Below are 18550 nucleotides of genomic sequence, written 5' to 3'. Positions count from 1 at the left end.
GGTCAGACCTCGGCGACATGCTGATCGAACAGATCTCGCGCGCGTTGCCAGACGGCATGATCCGTCTCCGGCAGCGCCTGCAGGGTCGGCAGCAACTGGCCCGCGAAATCCTCTGAGCTTTCGCGCGGCAGCATGGATGGCAGGTTGTCGATGGCCATGACATCCAGCGGCGGCGCGTCATGTACGCGCAGCGCTGGCTCCGCCCAAGTGGTCGCGCGGTCATAGACCTGCACCGGGTTGAAAGCGCTGTCGGGGTCGCAGGCGATGTCGCCAATCACGCGCAGGGCGCGCTCGGCCTGAGGGGCATCGGGGCGAACGAAGGCGGGGGTGTCCGGCCCCGCAAGGATGCAGTTGAAAAAATAGGCGTGGTCGAGGATCTCGGGGAAGGGTCCGCCGTGGGCTGTCTCTGCCATGTCCCAGCCGGTGACGGGGATGCCAAGTGCCGCGCAAAGATCGCTCGCCCCGCGGCCCACCCGGCCCAAGGCCCCGATGACCAGCGCGCGGTCGCCGCTCGCGTCGACTTGGGCAAGTTCTTCGGTCAAGGCGGCTTTCAGCGCTTCGGCGTCAGAGTAGGGCGCAACCGGCCCGCAAATCTCCCCGCGCAGCTGCGCGACGCGGCATTTGACAGAAACGGCTGCCCCCGCGAAACCCGCCCAATAGCCAAAGGCGGCAACGCGGCGGCCAGTGTCATCGGTCAGGTACTCCAAATCCAGCAGCGTGCCGCCGCCCGCCTTGAACCGCTGCAACAGTTTGTGGCCCGAGGATTGGCCCTTGTAGGCATGGCCGAACATGATGTGCGTATGCGGCAGGGGCGTGCCGTCTTCGGGCAGTTCCTTCAGGCCAAAGATCACCGCATCGCGCGGGGCGTCGGGCCAGCTATGGGCCGGAACAATCTCACAGCCCGCCTGCGCATAGGCGGCGGTGGGGATCACGCGGCTGTCGCTGTCTTCGACGCTCACCTTCATGCCGGATGCGATCAGCGCGGCGGCCCCTTCGGGCGTCAGCCCGGTGCGGGTCTCATTGTCGCGCTGCTCGGCGCGGAGCCATAGGTGGGTCATGCCAAGAATCCTTTCGCGCGCATGGCCTTGACGCTGCCGCGGTCTTCCATCCGGGCGGCGAAGGCGTCGAGCCGTGGGTAGGCCGCACGGTCGACCCCGTCACCGGCCAGCCACCCCGAGACGACAAAGAGATAGGGATCGGCCAGCGTTAGGGCATCGCCCGCCACGAAGTCACCCCTAAAGGCGTGGTTCTCGATATAGGCGGCGCAATCGGCCATGGTTTGTGGCACCTTGGCTTTCATATCGTCAAAGCTGGATTGCTGATCGGCCCAGCGGTGGCCGCGCATTTTATGCGCGTGGGCCACATGCATGGTCGAGGCGAGGTAGTACATCACCCCGCGCATATGCGCCGCGCGTTCAGGGTCGGCAGGGACCAGCCCCGCATCGGGCGCGCGGGCGGCGACATAGTCCAAAAGCGCGCCGGTCTCGGTCAGGGCGGTGCCCGCATCGGTCACGAGGGTCGGCACCCGGCCCTTGGGGTTCAGCGCCAGATAGGGTGCGGCGGTCTGTTCGGCGCTGGCGAAATCGACCTTCACCGGCTCATAGGCCAGTCCCGCTTCTTCGAGGGCGATGGCAACGGCGACCGAGATCGTGCCGGGGGCGTAGTGAAGTTTCAGCATGGGTCAGCCTTTCGCGGGCGAGGGGTTACATATGCGTTTGTGCAAGGCGGCGGTCGGGCCGGTCAAGATGCGGCACCGCGTTGAACAGCACCGGCGACCAATGCCCGCCGATGGGAAAGAGCCGGTGCATCGAAGTATGCATGATCGCCAGCGCCAGCCGTGCCATCGCCGGAATCCCGACGCCCATCGCCTGCGCCATCGCCAGAGAGATCAGCCCGCCCGAGGTCACCACCAGCGCCGGGCCTTCGCCCTCGGCGATCTCGGCGAGGACGGATTGCACCCGCGTCTCGAAACTCTCATAGGTTTCAGGCGTATCGGCAAGTTTGCCCGCTTTCCAATAGTCAAAGACCTGCGGCAGGTGGTGTACGAACTCGCCCTCGCGGGGGAAGGGCACCTTGTGCTGCTGCTCCATCAGATTGGCGAGGGTGAAATACTCCAACTCGTTCAACCGCGCGTCGCGGATGGGCTCCAGCCCGGTGTTCATCCCCTCGGCAGTCTCGATATGGCGGGTCAACGTGCCGGTATAGAGCCTTGTGTGATAGGTCTCGCTCTGGCGCAGATGGTCGCCCAGCCACGCGGCTTGCTCATGGCCAAGCGGGCTGAGTTGATCATAGCTCAGCTCGTCCTTGGCGGTGGAATTGGCTTGGCCGTGGCGGATCAGCGTAATGTGGGACATCAAATGGCTTTCACTGTTCGCCCAAGTGATAGGGCAGCTTGTCGGGCCATACAATGCAATGCGCCGCAATGCACTGGCGCGGCGTTTATCCGTGACGGGGTGTCGGGATTGGCCCCTGACAAGCGCCGGATTTTGCCTATAGTTTGGGCAATAGCCAAGGGGAGGGGGCAGCCATGGCCGAGAGGATCACATTCACGCTTGATGGGCAGACCGTCGAGGCCGAGGCCGGCATGACCATTTGGGAAGTGGCCAACGGTCGGGGTTTGAAAATCCCGCATCTGTGCCACAAACCCGCCCCCGGCTACCGCCCCGATGGCAATTGCCGCGCCTGTATGGTTGAGATCGAGGGCGAGCGTGTGCTGGCGGCGTCGTGCATCCGCGAACCTGCCGAGGGGATGGTCGTCACCACCAACAACGCCCGGGCCGAGAATGCGCGCAAGATGGTGATGGAGCTGCTGCTGGCCGACCAGCCTGCGCAGGACGTGGCGCATGACAAGTCGAGCCACATGCGCGAGATGGCGGCGCTGAATGGCGTAGAGGAAAGCCGTTTTCCCAAGTTGGAGCGCGACCGCGTGCCGCTTTTGGACGACAGCCATGTCGCCATGCGCGTGAACCTCGACGCCTGTATCCAGTGCAACCTTTGCGTTCGCGCTTGCCGTGAGGTGCAGGTCAACGACGTGATCGGCATGGCGGGACGCGGCCATGACGCCTATCCGGTCTTCGACATCGACGATCCCATGGGTGCCTCGACCTGCGTGGCCTGCGGCGAATGCGTGCAGGCCTGTCCCACCGGCGCGCTGATGCCCGCCAGCGTGGTCGACGAGGCGCAGGTCGGTGACTCTGCCGACTTTGACAAGGAGGTCGCTAGCGTCTGCCCCTTCTGCGGTGTGGGCTGCCAGATCTCGCTGAAGGTGAAGGACAACAAGGTCAAATATGTCGAGGGGATCAATGGCCCGGCCAACGAGGGGCGGCTCTGCGTCAAGGGGCGCTTTGGCTTCGACTACATCCACCACGAGCACCGCCTGACCAAGCCGCTGATCCGCCGCGAAGATGCCCCCGCCAAGGGACTGAACGTCGATCCGGGCAACTGGGACGAGGTGTTCCGCGAGGTGACATGGGACGAGGCGCTGGATTTTGCCGCCAAGGGCCTGAAAGGGCGCGGGCGCGAAGTGGCGGGCTTCGGCAGTGCCAAATGCACCAATGAGGAAGCCTATCTGTTCCAGAAGATGATCCGGCAGGGGTTCGGGCACAACAACGTCGACCACTGCACGCGCCTGTGCCATGCCTCCTCGGTCGCGGCGCTGATGGAGAATGTCGGGAGCGGCGCGGTCACCGCCACCTTCAATGAGATCGAGAACGCCGATGTGGCCATCGTGATCGGTGCCAACCCGGTGGAGAACCACCCCGTCGCGGCGACCTATTTCAAACAGTTCACCAAGCGCGGCGGCAAGCTTATCATCATGGACCCGCGCGGGCAGGGGCTGCGGCGTTTCGCCAGTCATATGCTGCAATTCCGCCCCGGCACCGACGTAGCGATGCTGAACGCGATCATGCATGTGATCGTGGAGGAAGGTCTCTATGACGAACAATATATCAAAGCCTATACCGAGAATTGGGAGGCCGAGAAGGCGCATCTGAAGGACTTCCCCCCCGACGCCATGGCCGCCGTCTGCGGCATTGAGGTCGAGGTGTTGCGCGACGTCGCGCGGACCTTTGCCGGGGCCAAGGCGGGGATGATTTTCTGGGGCATGGGGGTGAGCCAACATATCCACGGCACCGACAATTCGCGCTGCCTGATTTCGCTGGCGCTGATGACCGGCCACGTCGGCCGCCCCGGCACCGGGCTGCATCCGCTGCGCGGACAGAACAACGTGCAGGGCGCCTCGGACGCGGGCCTCATCCCGATGTTCCTGCCCGATTACCAACCCGTGGACGACGACGGCGTGCGCTCGGCTTTTACGGAGGTTTGGGGCACAGGTGATTTCAGCGCCGAGAAGGGGCTGACGGTGACCGAGATCATGGATGCGGTGCACGAGGGCGACATCAAGGCGATGTATGTGCTGGGCGAGAACCCGGCGATGTCGGACCCGGATGTCGATCACGCGCGGGCGGCGCTCGCGAAGCTCGACCACCTCGTGGTGCAGGACATCTTCCTCACCGAGACGGCGAATTACGCCGACGTGATCCTCCCCGCCTCGGCCTTCGCCGAGAAGTCCGGCACGGTGACCAACACCAACCGGCAGGTGCAGATGGGCCGCCCGGCGGTGACGCCGCCCGGAGACGCGCGCGAGGATTGGTGGATCGAGGTGGAACTGGCCAAGCGGTTGGGGTTGGGTTGGGACTACGAAAGCCCGGTGGAGGTCTTTGCCGAGATGAAGCGCAACATGGCCTCACTCGACAATATCACATGGGACCGGCTGGCGAAGGAGAATGCGGTGACCTACCCGTCGCTCAGCGAAAACGATCCCGGGCAGGCCATTGTCTTTAGCGAGGGGTTTCCCCGGCCCGAAGGCCGCGCCAAATTCACCCTCGCCGCGATCGTGGCGCCGGATGACGCGCCGGATGACGCCTATCCGATGATCCTGACCACTGGGCGCCAGTTGGAACATTGGCACACCGGCTCGATGACCCGGCGCTCCAAGGTGCTAGATGGGCTGGAGCCCGAGGCGAATTGCTCGCTCCACCCGTCGACCCTGCGCCGCCTTGGTGTGACCCCGGGGGAGCATGTGCGGCTGTCGACCAAGCGCGGCAGTATCGAGATCATGGCCCGTGCGGATCGCGCCGTGGCGCCCGACATGGTTTTCCTGCCCTTCGCCTATGTCGAAGCGGCGGCGAATATCCTGACAAATCCAGCGGTTGACCCCTATGGCAAGATCCCGGAGTTTAAGTTCTCTGCCGTCAGGGTGGAGGCGGCGAAAGGGGCCGTCGCCGCCGAGTAAGGAAAGTTTGGAAGAATGAAGATTGATGCCGCCCGATTCTTGAAAGACCTGCACGATCTGCGCGCCATCGGCGCTGCGGGTGTCGGCAAGGGCGTGGTGCGCCCGGCCTATTCCGCCGCCGATGTGGAGGCGCGCGAATGGCTTGCCGGCCGGATGCGCGATGCGGGGCTGAAGGTCGAGGTCGACGCCATGGGCAACCTTTTTGGGCTTGCTGACGGCCCGTCGATCCTGCTGGGGTCGCATTCCGACAGCCAGCCCGAAGGCGGCTGGCTTGATGGGGCCTTGGGCGTGATCGCCGCGCTTGAAGTCGCCCGCGCGGCGGGTGAGGCCGGAGGGCCTGCGGTCTCGGTCGTGTCCTTTCAGGACGAAGAGGGGCGCTTTGGCGTGACCACCGGTTCGACGGTCTGGTCCGGCGCTTTGGATCAGGCCAAAGCCGATGGCTTTACGGATGACGCCGGGGTCAGCTTGGCCGAGGCGCGCCGCGCGATGGCGGATATGGTCACCGGCCCCGTCGATCCCGCGCAATTCACCGGCTATATCGAGTTGCACATCGAACAGGGGCCGACGCTGGATGACAGTGGTGAGCAGATCGGCGTGGTCAGCGACATCGTCGGCATCCGCGACATGAAGGTGACCTTTGAGGGCCAGCAGAACCACGCGGGCACCACCCCGATGGCGGTGCGGCGCGATGCTTTTCAGGCGGTGTCGGAGTTTAACAGTCTGCTGAACGACCGGCTGCGCAATGTGGTGACGCCGAGCACCGTCTGGACCATCGGCCATGTCAGCCTGCACCCCAATGCCTCGTCCATCGTGCCGGGCAAGGCCGTGTTCTCCATGCAATGGCGCGACGGCGATAGCGACCGTCTGGGGCGGATGGAGAAGATCATTCGCGAAACCGCCGAAGAGGTTGCCAAGGGCCGCGGGATGGATCTGTCCTTTGGCCCAATGCTAGGGCTGGAGCCTGTCGCAATGGACGCGCGGTTGCGCGATGCGCTGGCGGAGGCGGCTGAAGTGGTAGCCCCCGGTAAGTGGCGCAGGATGCCCTCTGGTGCTTTGCATGACGCGACCAATGTGGCGCGATTGATGCCGGTGGCGATGCTTTTTGCCCCTTCGATCAATGGCATCAGCCATGCCTTCGAGGAGGACACGGATGAGGCCGATCTGGTCGCAGCGGTTGAGGTGTTGGGGCGGGCCGTTTCGGCGCTCTAAACGCGCTCAGTCCCAGTCCACATCGCCGAGGAAGATATAGCCCGCGCCGTAGATCGTCTTGATCAACTGCGGGTTCTTCGGGTCTTCGCCAAGTTTCGTGCGCAGCCGCGAGATGCGCACGTCCATCGCCCGGTCGAAACTTTCAGAGGCGACGCCGCCGAGGCTTTCCTGCATCTGCGCGCGGCTAATCAGCCGTTTCGGGGCGTCGAGGAAAAGCCGCAGCACCTCGCCCTCAGCATGGGAAAAAGTCACCTCGGCGCCCGTGGCATCCTGCAGCACGTAGCGGTCGAAATGCGCGGTCCAGCCGTTGAACCGCGCCGTGGTTCCGGCCTGTGGCGTCGGCTTGGCGCTGCGCAGGCGGGCGCGGATGCGGGCCACGACCTCGGCCGGGTCGAAGGGTTTGATGATGTAGTCGTCGGCGCCAAGCTCCAGCCCCGTGACCCGATCCTGCACCTGCGCGCGGCCCGAGATGATGATCACGATGGCGCCCTGCTCAAGCGCCAGACGGTGCACCAGCGTCAGCCCGTCGGTGTCGGGCAGCGACAGATCGACGAGGCAGACATCGGGCGTATGGCTGGCCAATGCGGCCTCAAAGGCCCGCGCGCGGCCAAAGCTGAGCGTGTCAAAGCCCGCTTCCTCCAGCGTGTCCGACAGCATCTGCCGGATCTCGGGTTCGTCGTCGAGGATGGTGACCAGCGGGCGGGGGGCGGTATCACGGCTCATGGGGCGGAGGCTTTCAATGGGGCGATCAGCGCTTGCAGATCGTCTTTTTCAAAGGGTTTGCGCAGCACCGGCGCGAGGGTCTGGGCCTCAACGAAAAGCGGGTGATCGGGGGGCAGGGAGGTCATCAGCAAAAGCGGCAGGCTGCTGCCGACGCGGCGGGCAAGGTCGATCCCGGTGCCCTCGCCCGAAAGCTGAATGTCCGACAGCACCAGCGCGATGTCAGGCAGATCGGCGATGAGGGCGGTGGCCTCATCCGCGCTGGTCGCCTCGATCACCGAATGGCCCTGATCCATGAGCATGTCGCGCACCACGGCGCGGATATCGGTGGTGTCCTCGACCAGCAGCACCAGCCCGGTGGTGGCGGGCACGGCGGCGCGGTAGGGCAGGCGCAGGCTGATCTGCGCGCCGCCTTCGGGCGCATTGCTCAGCCGCAGATCGCCGCCTGAGGATTTGGTCATGTCATAGACCATCGACAGGCCCAGCCCTGACCCCTCGCTGCCCTTGGTGGTAAAGAACGGCTCGACCCCACGCTCCAGCGCCGAGGGCGCAAAGCCCGGCCCGGTGTCGTGGATCACCCATTCGATCCATGTGTCATGCACCAGCCGTTGGGTCAGCGTGATGGTGCCCCGCGCGCCGCAGGCGTCGCGGGCATTAAGGATGAGGTTCAACAGCGCATCCTGCACCCGGCCTTTGTCGAGCAGCACCGCGCCCTCGGGCACGTCATTGCGCACCTTTAGGGCGCAATTCGGCGGCAGGGTGGGGGCGGCGAGGGTCGAAAGTTCACTCAGCAAAGCGGCGGGGTCGGTGGCCACGGGGCGCAGGGCGCGGGGTTCGGTCACATCGGCGATAGAGCTCAGCAGCGTGCCGCCCCGCCGTGCGGCGGCCAAGGTGCCTTCGACCAATTCACCGGCTTGCGGCGGCATGTCGGGCAGCCGGGCGAGCTTCGATTGCATGCCGAGGATGATCGTCAAAAGGTTCGAGAAGTCATGCGCCAGCCCAGAGATCATCCGCGAGGCCAACTCGCGTTTCAGCGTCTGTTGCAGGGCGACACGGGTCTGGGTCTCTTCGGTGATGTCCATCGACAGGATATAGACCCCGCCGCGCCCATCGGGGGTAAAGGCACCGCGGATGCGGCGGGCGGATTCGTCATGGGTGAATTCGATCACCGCCGGGCTGCCGGCATAGGCTTGGGTCAGCGCAGGCTTGATCCGCGCATAGGCCGCCGCCCCAAGCGCATCACTGATATGCAGCCCGTAGATGTTGCTGGGCCGCCCCGGCATCACGCTGCTAAGGCGGCGGTTGGAGTAGATGTAATGTCCGCTCGCGTCGACATGGGCGATATGGGCGGGCATCATCTCGGTCGTCAGCCGGGTGCGTGCCTCGCTTTCGGTGACCTGTCGTTTGGCCTCCTCCAGCGCTGTGATCGTCGCCTCCAACTGGCGGTTCGTGGCGGCCAGTTGTTCGGCATGGGACAGCAGTTGATCGCTCAGCGCGTCTGAACGTGCGCGCAACAACGCCTCCTGCCGCTTGGTGTTGGTGATATCGGTATAGACGGTGACCCAGCCGCCCTGCGGCAGGGGCGAGCCTTCGACGCTGATGGTGCGCCCGTTCGAGCGGGTCCGCTCCATGTAATGCGGCACGAAGGCGCGGGCCTGTTCCACCCGTTCGGCCACGAAAGCGTCGACATCCCCCACCTCGCCATATTCGCCGGTGCCAGCCAGATGGCGGATCGTATCCTCGAAGGGCGCGCCGGGGGTCACCAGCCGGTCGGGCAGGTCGAACATGGATTGAAACGGGGCGTTGCAGACCGCGAGCCGAAGGTCGCTGTCATAGATGGTCAGCGCCTGAGCGATCAGGTTTAGACCGGCATTGGTCAGCGCTTTGGTTTGGTCGTCGGTGATCTGCATCGGCATCCTTTCGCATAGGGCTAGCACCGCGCGGGCGAAAGGCAAAGAGCCGGGCGTAGATCGCGCTTGACCTTCTTGCGCTGGAGGCCCCGAGAAGCGCGCCGAATGGAAACCGGAAAGGCAGAGCGTGAACAAGAAAATCGGAGCAGGCGCAGCGGCGGCGCTGGTCTTGGCAGGCGGGTATATTTGGTGGCAGACCGAAGAAGCCCCGGCCCCCGCTGTCCGCGGCGCGGCCATGGTGAACGTCACCGTGCCTGAGAGCCTGAGCGGCCCCGCGCAGATCGGCGCACGGGCGTTCGAAGCGAAATGTGCCGCCTGCCACGGGGGCAACGCCGCCGGGCGCGAGGGGGTTGGTCCGCCGCTGATCCATAAGATCTATGAGCCCAGCCATCACGGCGACGCATCCTTCATGGTCGCCGCCACCAATGGCGTGCGCCAGCATCACTGGTCTTTCGGCAATATGCCCCCGGTCGAAGGGATTACCCCGGCAGAGGTGAAATCCATCGTGACCTATGTGCGCGAAGTGCAGCGCGCCAATGGGATCGACTAGCGGAAAATGGGCCGCGGGGGCGCTGTAACAATTCGTTAGAATTCGGAAAAGATCAGGAAAAAGTTGACCTCCACAAAAAAGAGAACGTCACTTGTGGGATCATAGAATCGCACAAGCGATCGAACCCGCCGGGGAGGGCGGGCATGGGAGGAAGACAATTTGGCCAAGCCGCTGACGCGTGCCGACGGACCTCAGTCCGTGCCGGCGCTGTTGCACCGCAACGCAAGTGAATTCGCAAACGCCCCCGCTTACCGGGAGAAGGAATACGGGATCTGGCAAAGCTGGACCTGGTCGCAGACCCGCGACGAGGTCGAGGCGCTGGCCCTCGGGTTTCTGGAACTGGGGCTGAACGAGGGCGATTTCGTCGCCATCATTGGGCGCAACCGTCCCTATCTCTACTGGGCGATGATGGCAGCCCAAATGGCCGGGGCCGTGCCGGTGCCGCTCTATCAGGACGCCAATGCCGAAGAGATGGCCTATGTCATGGGCCACTGCGGCGCGCGCCTTGCCGTGGTGGGCGATCAGGAGCAGGTCGACAAGATCATCGAAGTGCAGGACCAGCTGCCCGACTTCGAGCGGATGATCTACCTCGACCCGCGCGGCCTGCGCAAATACGACCATTCCAAGCTCGACCAATATACCGCCGTGCAGGAAATGGGCCGCGCCAACCGCGAGAAGCATATCGCCGAGTTGGAAGCCCGTCAGGCCAAGCTGGATTACGATTCCACCGGCGTGATGCTCTATACTTCGGGCACCACCGGCAAGCCCAAGGGCGTGGTGCTGAGCAACCGCAACGTGATCGAGACGGCGAAATCGTCGTCGGAGTTCGACAACCTTAAACGCAATGACGAGATCCTCGCCTATCTGCCGATGGCATGGGTGGGGGACTTCATCTTCTCCGTAGGGCAGGCGCTTTGGACCGGCTTCTGCACCAACTGCCCCGAAAGCGCCGACACGATGCATGTCGACCTGCGCGAGATTGGGCCGACCTATTACTTCGCCCCGCCGCGTGTCTTCGAGACGCAGCTGACCTCCGTCATGATCCGCATGGAAGACGCAAGCCGGTTCAAGAAATGGCTCTTCGACACCTTCATGGCCCATGCCCGCAAGGTCGGTCCCGCCATTCTGGACGGCAAGAAAGTGTCCGCTTGGGACCGCGCGAAATACGCACTGGGCGAGCTGATGATCTATGGCCCGCTGAAGAACACCCTCGGCTTTAGCCGCGTGCGCGTGGGCTATACCGCCGGTGAGGCGATCGGCCCGGAGATCTTTGATTTTTACCGCTCGCTCGGCATCAACCTGAAGCAGCTCTACGGCCAGACCGAGGCAACGGTCTTCATCACCGCGCAGCCCGATGGCGAGGTGCGCAGCGATACCGTGGGCGTCACCTGCCCGGGCGTGGAGTTGAAGATCGCCGACAATGGCGAGGTCTTCTACCGCTCGCCGGGTGTTTTCGTGGAATACTACAAGAACCCCGAAAGCACCGCCGACACCAAGGACCCGGAGGGCTGGGTCGCCACCGGCGACGCGGGCTTCATCGAGGAAAGCTCGGGCCATCTGCGCATCATCGACCGCGCCAAGGACGTGGGCCAGATGGCCGACGGCAGCCTGTTCGCGCCGAAATACGTGGAGAACAAGCTCAAGTTCTTCCCCAACATCCTCGAGGCCGTGGTCTTCGGCAATCAGCGCAGCGAATGCACCGCCTTTATCAACATCGACCTGACGGCGGTCGGCAACTGGGCCGAGCGCAACAACATCGGCTACGCCTCCTATCAGGAACTGGCGCGGCATCCGCAGGTGATGGACACGATCCAGTCCCATGTGGAGGAGGTGAACCGTTCGGTCGCCGAGGACGAGATGCTCTCGGGCTGTCAGGTGCACCGCTTCGTGGTGCTGCACAAGGAGCTCGACGCTGACGACGGTGAGTTGACCCGCACCCGCAAGGTGCGCCGCAAGATCATCGAGGAGAAATACGCCGACATCATCGCCGCTCTCTACGACGGCTCCGATAAGGTCAGCACCGAGACGGAAGTGACCTACGAGGACGGCCGCAAGGGCTCGATCAAGGCGACGCTCGAAATTCGCGACGCCGCGGTGCAGCCGGTCAGCCGCCGGATGGCAGCGGAATGAGCGCGGCAAGCGTCAGTGCCGGGCAGGCGGGAACTATGGAAAGGGACAGCGTGAAAGATCAGGCTGACAGCTATGTCACCGACGACGGCCGCACCATCGGCCCGACGGTGATGGAGATGAAGAACATCACCCTGCGTTTCGGCGGTGTGGAAGCGATCAAGGATATCTCCTTTGATATCCGCGAGGGCGAAATCCGCGCGATCATCGGGCCGAACGGGGCGGGCAAGTCCTCAATGCTCAATGTTATCAGTGGCTTCTACGTCCCGCAGGAGGGTGAGGTCTGGTATAAGGGCGCCAAGCGGCCCCCGATGAAACCCTATCAGGTGGCCCAGCAGGGCATCGCCCGGACCTTCCAGAACATCGCGCTTTTCGAGGGCATGTCGGTGCTCGACAACGTGATGACGGGGCGTCTGACACAGATGAAGACCGGGATGCTGGCGCAGTCCTTCTGGAAAGGCGCAGCCGAGCGCGAAGAGATCGAGAACCGTGAAATCGCCGAGAAGGTCATCGACTTTCTGGAAATTCAGGCGATCCGCAAGACACCGGTGGCGCGTCTGCCCTACGGTCTGAAGAAACGGGTCGAACTGGCCCGCGCGCTGGCCGCCGAGCCTACGATCCTGCTGCTGGACGAGCCGATGGCGGGCATGAACGTCGAAGAGAAGGAGGACATGAGCCGCTTCATCCTCGACGTGAACGACGAGTTCGGCACCACCATCGCGCTGATTGAACACGACATGGGCGTGGTCATGGACCTGTCCGACCGCGTGGTCGTGATGGATTATGGCCGCAAGATCGGCGACGGCTCGCCCGACGAGGTGCGCAATAACCAAGAGGTGATCGACGCCTATCTGGGGGTGGCCCATGACTGAGGCCCGTTTGATCACCCGCAATGACACTGCCGTTCTGACTTTGGGGAGGGCCACTGATGCCTGAGCAACTGGCGTTTACGATCGAGGTCTTTCTCAACGGGCTGATGGCCGGGGTGCTTTACGCGCTCGTGGCGCTTGGCTTCGTGTTGATCTACAAGGCTTCGGGCATCTTCAACTACGCCCAAGGTGTCATGGCGCTTTTCGCCGCGCTGACGCTGGTGGGGATCATGGAAGGGCAGGTGCCTTTCGGCCATCTGATCAACGCGATCCTTGGCACCGAGGTGCATCACTTCGGCTGGCACATTCCGGCGTTCCTTGCCATCGTGCTGACCATGGTCGTGATGATCGTGCTGGCCTATTGCGTGCAGCGCTTCGTCTTCCGCTACCTCGTGGGGCAGGAGCCGATCATCCTTTTCATGGCGACCATCGGTCTGGCCTATTTCCTCGAAGGGGTCGGCGACCTGATGTGGGGGTCCGAGATCAAGACGCTCGACGTCGGCCTGCCGCAGGGCATCAACGTCTGGATCGACGAATTCACCTTCAACGCCACCGGCTACGGCTTTTTCATCGACAACCTCGATATCGTGGCCTCCATCGTCGCAGCGGTGCTCGTGATCGGGCTGGTGATGTTCGCGCAATACACCAAGCAGGGCCGCGCCATGCGCGCCGTGGCGGACGACCATCAGGCCGCGCTTTCGGTCGGTGTCTCGCTGAACTTCATCTGGATCCTGGTCTGGTCGCTCGCGGGTTTCGTGGCGCTGGTCGCGGGGATCATGTGGGGTGCCAAGTCGGGCGTGCAGTTCTCGCTCTCGCTCATCGCGCTGAAGGCGCTGCCGGTGCTGATGCTGGGCGGCTTCACCTCGATCCCCGGCGCCATCGTCGGCGGGCTGATCATCGGCGTGGGCGAAAAGCTCTTCGAGTTCCTGATCGGTGCCCCCTTCCTTGGCGGCGCGACCGAGAACTGGTTCGCCTATATGCTGGCGCTGGTCTTCCTCGTCTTCCGCCCGCAGGGCCTGTTCGGGGAGAAGATCATTGAACGGGTTTGATACAGGCTACCCGGAAACTGTCCGGGGGACAGTTTCGCCTGTTCAAAGGGCGAAGCCCCGGATTGATAACGGCTTGGTGCGCGGCGCGCGCGCACCCTATGGCACGGCATTGCAGGCAAGTGCAGTGCAAATGACTACCGCAGAAGGGAAAGCAGTCTAATGTTCTATCGTGAAGCGGGCGATTTCAACACATCCTACGCCCAGGACCAACAGACCTTCCCGATCAAGTTCGACCGGTACCGCTACTATCTGGTGCTCTTCGTCGCGGTCTTCGTCGTGCCCTTCGTGGTCAATGACTACTGGGTGAACTCGCTGTTCCTGCCCTTCCTGATCTACGCCATCGCGGCGATCGGGCTGAACATCCTCGTGGGCTATTGCGGGCAGGTGAGCCTCGGCACCGGGGGCTTCATGGCGGTGGGGGCTTATGCCTGCTACAAGCTGATGACGGCCATGCCCGAGGTCAGCATGTTCATCCACATCCTGCTGGCGGGCGGCATCACCGCCGCGGTGGGCGCGCTCTTCGGTCTGCCGAGCTTGCGGATCAAGGGGTTCTACCTTGCCGTGGCCACGCTGGCGGCGCAGTTCTTCCTCGTGTGGCTCTTCAACCGGGTGCCGTGGTTCTACAACTACTCCGCCTCCGGCCAAATCAGCGCGCCCGAGCGGGACACCTTCGGCATCCTGATCACCGGCCCCAATACCGAGGCTTGGGCGACCTATATGTTCTGCCTGATCTTCACCGTGGGCTCGGCCTTGGTGGCGCGCAACCTGACGCGCGGCTCGGTAGGTCGCAAGTGGATGGCGATCCGCGACATGGACATCGCCGCCGAGATCATCGGGGTGAACCCGCTGCGTGCCAAGCTTACGGCCTTTGCGGTCAGCTCCTTCTTCATCGGCATCTCCGGTGCGCTTTTCTTCTCGATCTATCTGGGCGCGGTCGAAGTGGGCGAAGCCTTTGGCATCAACAAATCGTTCCTCGTGCTCTTCATGATCATCATCGGCGGCTTGGGCAGCATCTTTGGCAGCTTCGCCGGGGCGGCGTTCCTTGTACTGTTGCCTGTCTTGCTCAAGATCGTCGGCGTGGACTGGCTGGGCTGGCCCACGGATATCGTGGCGCACCTGCAGTTGGTGATCGTGGGCGGGCTGATCGTGGTCTTCCTGATCGCAGAGCCGCACGGGCTGGCGCAGCTGTGGCGCGTGGCCAAGGAGAAATTGAGATTGTGGCCCTTCCCGCACTAAGCGGGAGCCATGAAAAGCAAGGCCGGAGGGAGGAAACCCGGCCCAAACACCCAAGTCGGACAATCCAAGGGAGGAAACACCGATGAAATACAAACTGGGAACACTGGCCGTAGCTGGCCTGATGGCCGCAAGCCCCGTGATGGCGGACCTTGTCTTTCCGTCGCTGAGCTATCGCACCGGGCCCTATGCCGCGGGCGGCATCCCCTTCGCCGACGGCTATGCCGATTACTTCACCCTGCTCAATGAGCGTGACGGCGGCATCGGTGGCGAGCCTATCCGCGTCCCGGAATGCGAGACCGCCTATAACACCGAGAAGGGCGTGGAATGCTACGAATCCACCAAGGGTGAAGGCGCGTTGGTGTACCAGCCGCTCTCGACCGGCATCACCTACCAGTTGATCCCCAAGGTCACCGCCGATGACATCTCGATGCTGACCTCCGGTTTGGGCCGTACCTCGGCCAAGAACGGTGATGTCTTCAGCCATGTCTTCAACTTCCCGGCCAACTATTGGGATGGCGCCTCGGTCGCGGTGAAACACATCATGGATCAGGAGGGCGGCAGCCTTGAGGGCAAGAAGATCGCGCTGGTCTATCACAACTCCGCCTATGGCAAGGAGCCGATCCGCACCCTGCAGGAACTGAGCAAGAAACATGGTTTCGAGCTGAAGGAAGTGCCCGTCGACCACCCCGGTCAGGAGCAGAAGTCCCAGTGGCTGCAAATCCGCCGTGACAAGCCCGACTACGTGATCATGTACGGCTGGGGCGTGATGAACCAGGTTGCCGTTCAGGAAGCCGCCAACATCCGCTTCCCAATGGACAAGTTCATCGGCATCTGGTGGTCCGGCTCCGAGAACGACGTGCTGGCCGCGGGCGCCAAGGCCGATGGCTACAAGGCGCTGACCTTCCACAACGTCGGCTCCGATTATCCGCTTTATGACGATCTGCAGAAGCACGTCGTCGATGCAGGTAAGGCTGCCGGTGCGGGCGATCAGGTCGGCTCCGTCCTCTACAACCGTGGCATCTACGCCGCGATGCTGGTGGCCGAGGCCGCGCGCACCGCGCAGGAAATCCACGGCGTGACCGACATCACCAGCGGCCAGATGCGCGACGGGATGGAGCAGCTTGAGATTACCGAAGAGAAGATGGCGGCGCTTGGCCTGCCGGACTTCGGGCCCGAGTTCAGCGTCTCTTGCGAGAACCACGGCGGCGAAGGTTTCGTGGCCGTGACGCAGTGGGATGCCGAGGCCAAGGAATGGAACCTCGTCTCGGACTTCATGCAGTCCGACCAAGACGTGATCCAGCCGCTGATCGATGCCGACAGCTCGGCCTATGCCGAGGAAAACGCCATCGAGGGCAACTGCTAAGAACCCTGCTTCCGGCCACCTATCGGGTGGCCGGGGACACCTTCGAACCCCAAGAAAGGTCATGCCCATGCTGGATGCCGCCAACACCAATGACGTCGCAGTCGACAACCTGCTCGAGGTCAACAATATCGAGGTGATCTACAACCACGTTATCCTCGTGCTGAAGGGCGTCAGCCTGAACGTGCCCAAGGGCGGCATCACCGCGCTTCTGGGCGGCAATGGCGCGGGCAAGACGACGACGCTCAAGGCGATCTCGGGGCTGCTGGCCTCGGAACGTGGCGAGGTTACCAAGGGCTCGATCAAGTACCGCGGCGGCGCAATCCAGCATCAAGACCCCGCCGAGATCGTGAAACAGGGGGTCGTGCAGGTCATGGAAGGCCGGCACTGTTTTGAGCACCTCACCATCGAGGAAAACCTGCTCACCGGCGCTTACACGCGCAGCGACGGCAATGCCGCGATCCAGCAGGACCTTGAGATGGTCTATAATTATTTCCCCCGTCTGAAGGAACGCCGCCGTTCGCAGGCCGGCTATACCTCGGGTGGCGAGCAGCAGATGTGCGCCATCGGCCGCGCGCTCATGTCGCGCCCCGAGACGATCCTTCTCGACGAGCCGTCGATGGGTCTGGCCCCGCAGCTGGTGGAGCAGATCTTCGAGATCGTGAAATCGGTGAACGAACAGGAGGGCGTGACCTTCCTTCTGGCCGAGCAGAACACCAACGTGGCCCTGCGCTTTGCGCATTACGGCTACATCCTCGAATCCGGGCGCGTGGTGATGGACGGTCCCGCGAAGGACCTGCGCGAGAACCAGGATGTGAAGGAATTCTACCTCGGCATGTCCGATGAAGGCCGCAAGAGCTTTCGCGACGTGCGCAGCTACCGCCGCCGCAAGCGCTGGCTTAGCTAACCGGCTCGCCCGGACCCGAAGAGAAGACCAAGACGAGACCTGAGCGGGCCTATGCCCTCTCCAGTGATGCCATAGCAGGAAAGTGACAGGGATGCTGACCAAGCCCCATTTCGACGATCTGGAAACCCGCAGCGCCAACCAACGGGCGGCTGATCTGGCGCAGGCCTTGCCGCAGCAGATCGCCCGCGCGCAGAGCTTGCCGGGCTATGGTGACACGCTAAAGGGGATTGATGCCGCGCAGATCACCTCCGCCGAAGCGCTGGCCGATCTGCCGGTTTTGCGCAAATCTGAACTGGGCAAGGCGCAGGCGGGCCAGCCGCCCTTCGGTGGTTTCACCACCAAGCCGGTGCATGACTTCTCCCATGTCTTCCAATCCCCCGGTCCGATTTATGAACCGTCGAGCAACGATCCCGACTGGTGGCGCATGGGGCGGTTCCTGCATGCCGCCGGGATCGGCGCGGGTGACGTGGTGCACAATTGCTTTGGTTACCACCTGACCCCCGCGGGCATGATCTTTGAAAGCGGCGCACGCGCCGTTGGCGCCACGGTGCTGCCCGCCGGGACCGGCCAGACTGAGCTTCAGGTCACCGCCGCGCGCGACGTGGGCTCTACCGCCTATGCCGGGACACCGGATTACCTGAAGGTGATTCTCGAAAAGGCCGATGCCATGGGGGTGACGCTGAACATCACCAAGGCGGCGGTCGGCGGCGGGGCCCTGTTCCCCAGCCTGCGCGCCTTTTATCAAGAGCGCGGCATCACCTGCCTGCAATCCTATGCCACGGCGGATCTGGGCAATATCGCCTATGAAAGCCCGGCGATGGAGGGGCTTATCGTCGATGAACAGGTCATCGTCGAGATCGTCACCCCCGGCACCGGAATCCCGGTGGCCCCGGGCGAGGTGGGCGAGGTCGTGGTCACCACGCTGAACCCCGACTACCCACTAATCCGCTTCGCCACTGGCGACCTCAGCGCCGTGCTGGAGGGTGAAAGCCCCTGTGGGCGCACCAATATGCGCATCAAGGGCTGGATGGGCCGCGCCGATCAGACCACGAAGATCAAGGGTATGTTCGTGCGGCCCGAACAGGTCGCCGCATTGGTCGCCCAGCACGACGAGATCGAGAAGGCCCGCGTCATCGCCACCCGCGAAGGCGAGGCTGACGTGATGACGGTGCAGATCGAGACCGCCGGAGAGGACAAGGAACGCTATGCCCAATCCGTGGCCGATCTGCTCAAGCTCAAGGGGCGTGTCGAACTGGTTGCCCCCGGCAGCCTGCCGCGCGACGGGCTGGTGATCGAGGATACCCGCAGCTACGATTGAGG

15 protein-coding genes are annotated in these 18550 nt (G+C 63.6%); 10 read left to right on the top strand and 5 right to left on the bottom strand.

Going from position 1 to position 18550, the window contains the following annotated elements:
• Positions 1-2: 2 nt before the first annotated feature.
• From ACGYKA_RS05055 to ACGYKA_RS05045, 3 genes are read right to left on the bottom strand one after another with little or no spacing between them, the layout of a single operon-like run.
• Positions 3-1058 carry a saccharopine dehydrogenase gene (locus ACGYKA_RS05055; protein ID WP_394408722.1) on the bottom strand — a complete coding sequence of 352 codons (1056 nt, stop codon included), beginning with the start codon at positions 1056-1058 and terminating at the stop codon, positions 3-5.
• Positions 1055-1678: a glutathione S-transferase family protein gene (locus ACGYKA_RS05050; RefSeq protein ID WP_394408725.1), complete on the bottom strand. Its 624-nt coding sequence runs from the start codon at positions 1676-1678 to the stop codon at positions 1055-1057. The genes ACGYKA_RS05055 and ACGYKA_RS05050 overlap by 4 nt, the downstream gene beginning before the upstream one ends.
• 25 nt (positions 1679-1703) lie before the next feature.
• Positions 1704-2354 carry a histidine phosphatase family protein gene (locus ACGYKA_RS05045; protein WP_209218422.1) on the bottom strand — a complete coding sequence of 217 codons (651 nt, stop codon included), beginning with the start codon at positions 2352-2354 and terminating at the stop codon, positions 1704-1706.
• A 173-nt stretch (positions 2355-2527) separates the two neighbouring features.
• On the opposite strand from ACGYKA_RS05045, the gene fdhF reads away from it, so the two are divergent.
• The gene (fdhF, locus tag ACGYKA_RS05040; RefSeq protein ID WP_394408728.1) at positions 2528-5293 is read left to right on the top strand and encodes a formate dehydrogenase subunit alpha; all 2766 of its coding nucleotides are present in this window, start codon (positions 2528-2530) and stop codon (positions 5291-5293) included.
• A 15-nt stretch (positions 5294-5308) separates the two neighbouring features.
• Positions 5309-6502: a Zn-dependent hydrolase gene (locus tag ACGYKA_RS05035; RefSeq protein WP_394408731.1), complete on the top strand. Its 1194-nt coding sequence runs from the start codon at positions 5309-5311 to the stop codon at positions 6500-6502.
• 6 nt (positions 6503-6508) lie between these two features.
• Here ACGYKA_RS05035 and ACGYKA_RS05030 read toward each other — a convergent pair whose 3' ends face one another.
• Complete coding sequence (locus tag ACGYKA_RS05030; protein ID WP_209218419.1) at positions 6509-7225, bottom strand: response regulator transcription factor; 717 nt, start codon at positions 7223-7225, stop codon at positions 6509-6511.
• Complete coding sequence (locus tag ACGYKA_RS05025; RefSeq protein WP_394408735.1) at positions 7222-9132, bottom strand: PAS-domain containing protein; 1911 nt, start codon at positions 9130-9132, stop codon at positions 7222-7224. Before ACGYKA_RS05025 ends, ACGYKA_RS05030 begins: the two co-directional genes overlap by 4 nt.
• Positions 9133-9259: 127 nt before the next feature.
• Here ACGYKA_RS05025 and ACGYKA_RS05020 point away from each other — a divergent pair, with 127 nt between their 5' ends.
• From ACGYKA_RS05020 to ACGYKA_RS04985, 8 genes are all read left to right on the top strand, one after another.
• Positions 9260-9682 (top strand): c-type cytochrome, encoded by a 423-nt coding sequence (locus ACGYKA_RS05020; protein WP_394408738.1) that lies wholly within the window; start codon positions 9260-9262, stop codon positions 9680-9682.
• 159 nt (positions 9683-9841) lie between these two features.
• On the top strand, positions 9842-11812 hold the full coding sequence (locus ACGYKA_RS05015) for an AMP-binding protein (RefSeq protein WP_394408741.1): 1971 nt from the start codon (positions 9842-9844) through the stop codon (positions 11810-11812).
• Between the two features lie 50 nt (positions 11813-11862).
• On the top strand, positions 11863-12681 hold the full coding sequence (locus tag ACGYKA_RS05010; RefSeq protein WP_209218595.1) for an ABC transporter ATP-binding protein: 819 nt from the start codon (positions 11863-11865) through the stop codon (positions 12679-12681).
• A gap of 56 nt (positions 12682-12737) precedes the next feature.
• Entirely contained in the window at positions 12738-13727 is a 990-nt protein-coding gene (locus ACGYKA_RS05005; protein WP_209218415.1) for a branched-chain amino acid ABC transporter permease, read from the top strand.
• Between the two features lie 159 nt (positions 13728-13886).
• Positions 13887-14963: a branched-chain amino acid ABC transporter permease gene (locus ACGYKA_RS05000; RefSeq protein WP_394408744.1), complete on the top strand. Its 1077-nt coding sequence runs from the start codon at positions 13887-13889 to the stop codon at positions 14961-14963.
• A gap of 82 nt (positions 14964-15045) precedes the next feature.
• Entirely contained in the window at positions 15046-16326 is a 1281-nt protein-coding gene (locus ACGYKA_RS04995) for an ABC transporter substrate-binding protein (protein WP_394408747.1), read from the top strand.
• Between the two features lie 67 nt (positions 16327-16393).
• Entirely contained in the window at positions 16394-17230 is an 837-nt protein-coding gene (locus tag ACGYKA_RS04990) for an ABC transporter ATP-binding protein (protein WP_067267747.1), read from the top strand.
• Positions 17231-17321: 91 nt separating this feature from the next.
• On the top strand, positions 17322-18548 hold the full coding sequence (locus tag ACGYKA_RS04985; RefSeq protein ID WP_394408750.1) for a phenylacetate--CoA ligase family protein: 1227 nt from the start codon (positions 17322-17324) through the stop codon (positions 18546-18548).
• Positions 18549-18550: the final 2 nt, after the last annotated feature.

Origin of the sequence: Sulfitobacter sp. 1A15106 (assembly GCF_043556995.1) — a bacterium.
GTDB classification, from domain to species: domain Bacteria; phylum Pseudomonadota; class Alphaproteobacteria; order Rhodobacterales; family Rhodobacteraceae; genus Sulfitobacter; species Sulfitobacter faviae.
This window is presented reverse-complemented; position numbering and strand designations above follow the sequence as displayed.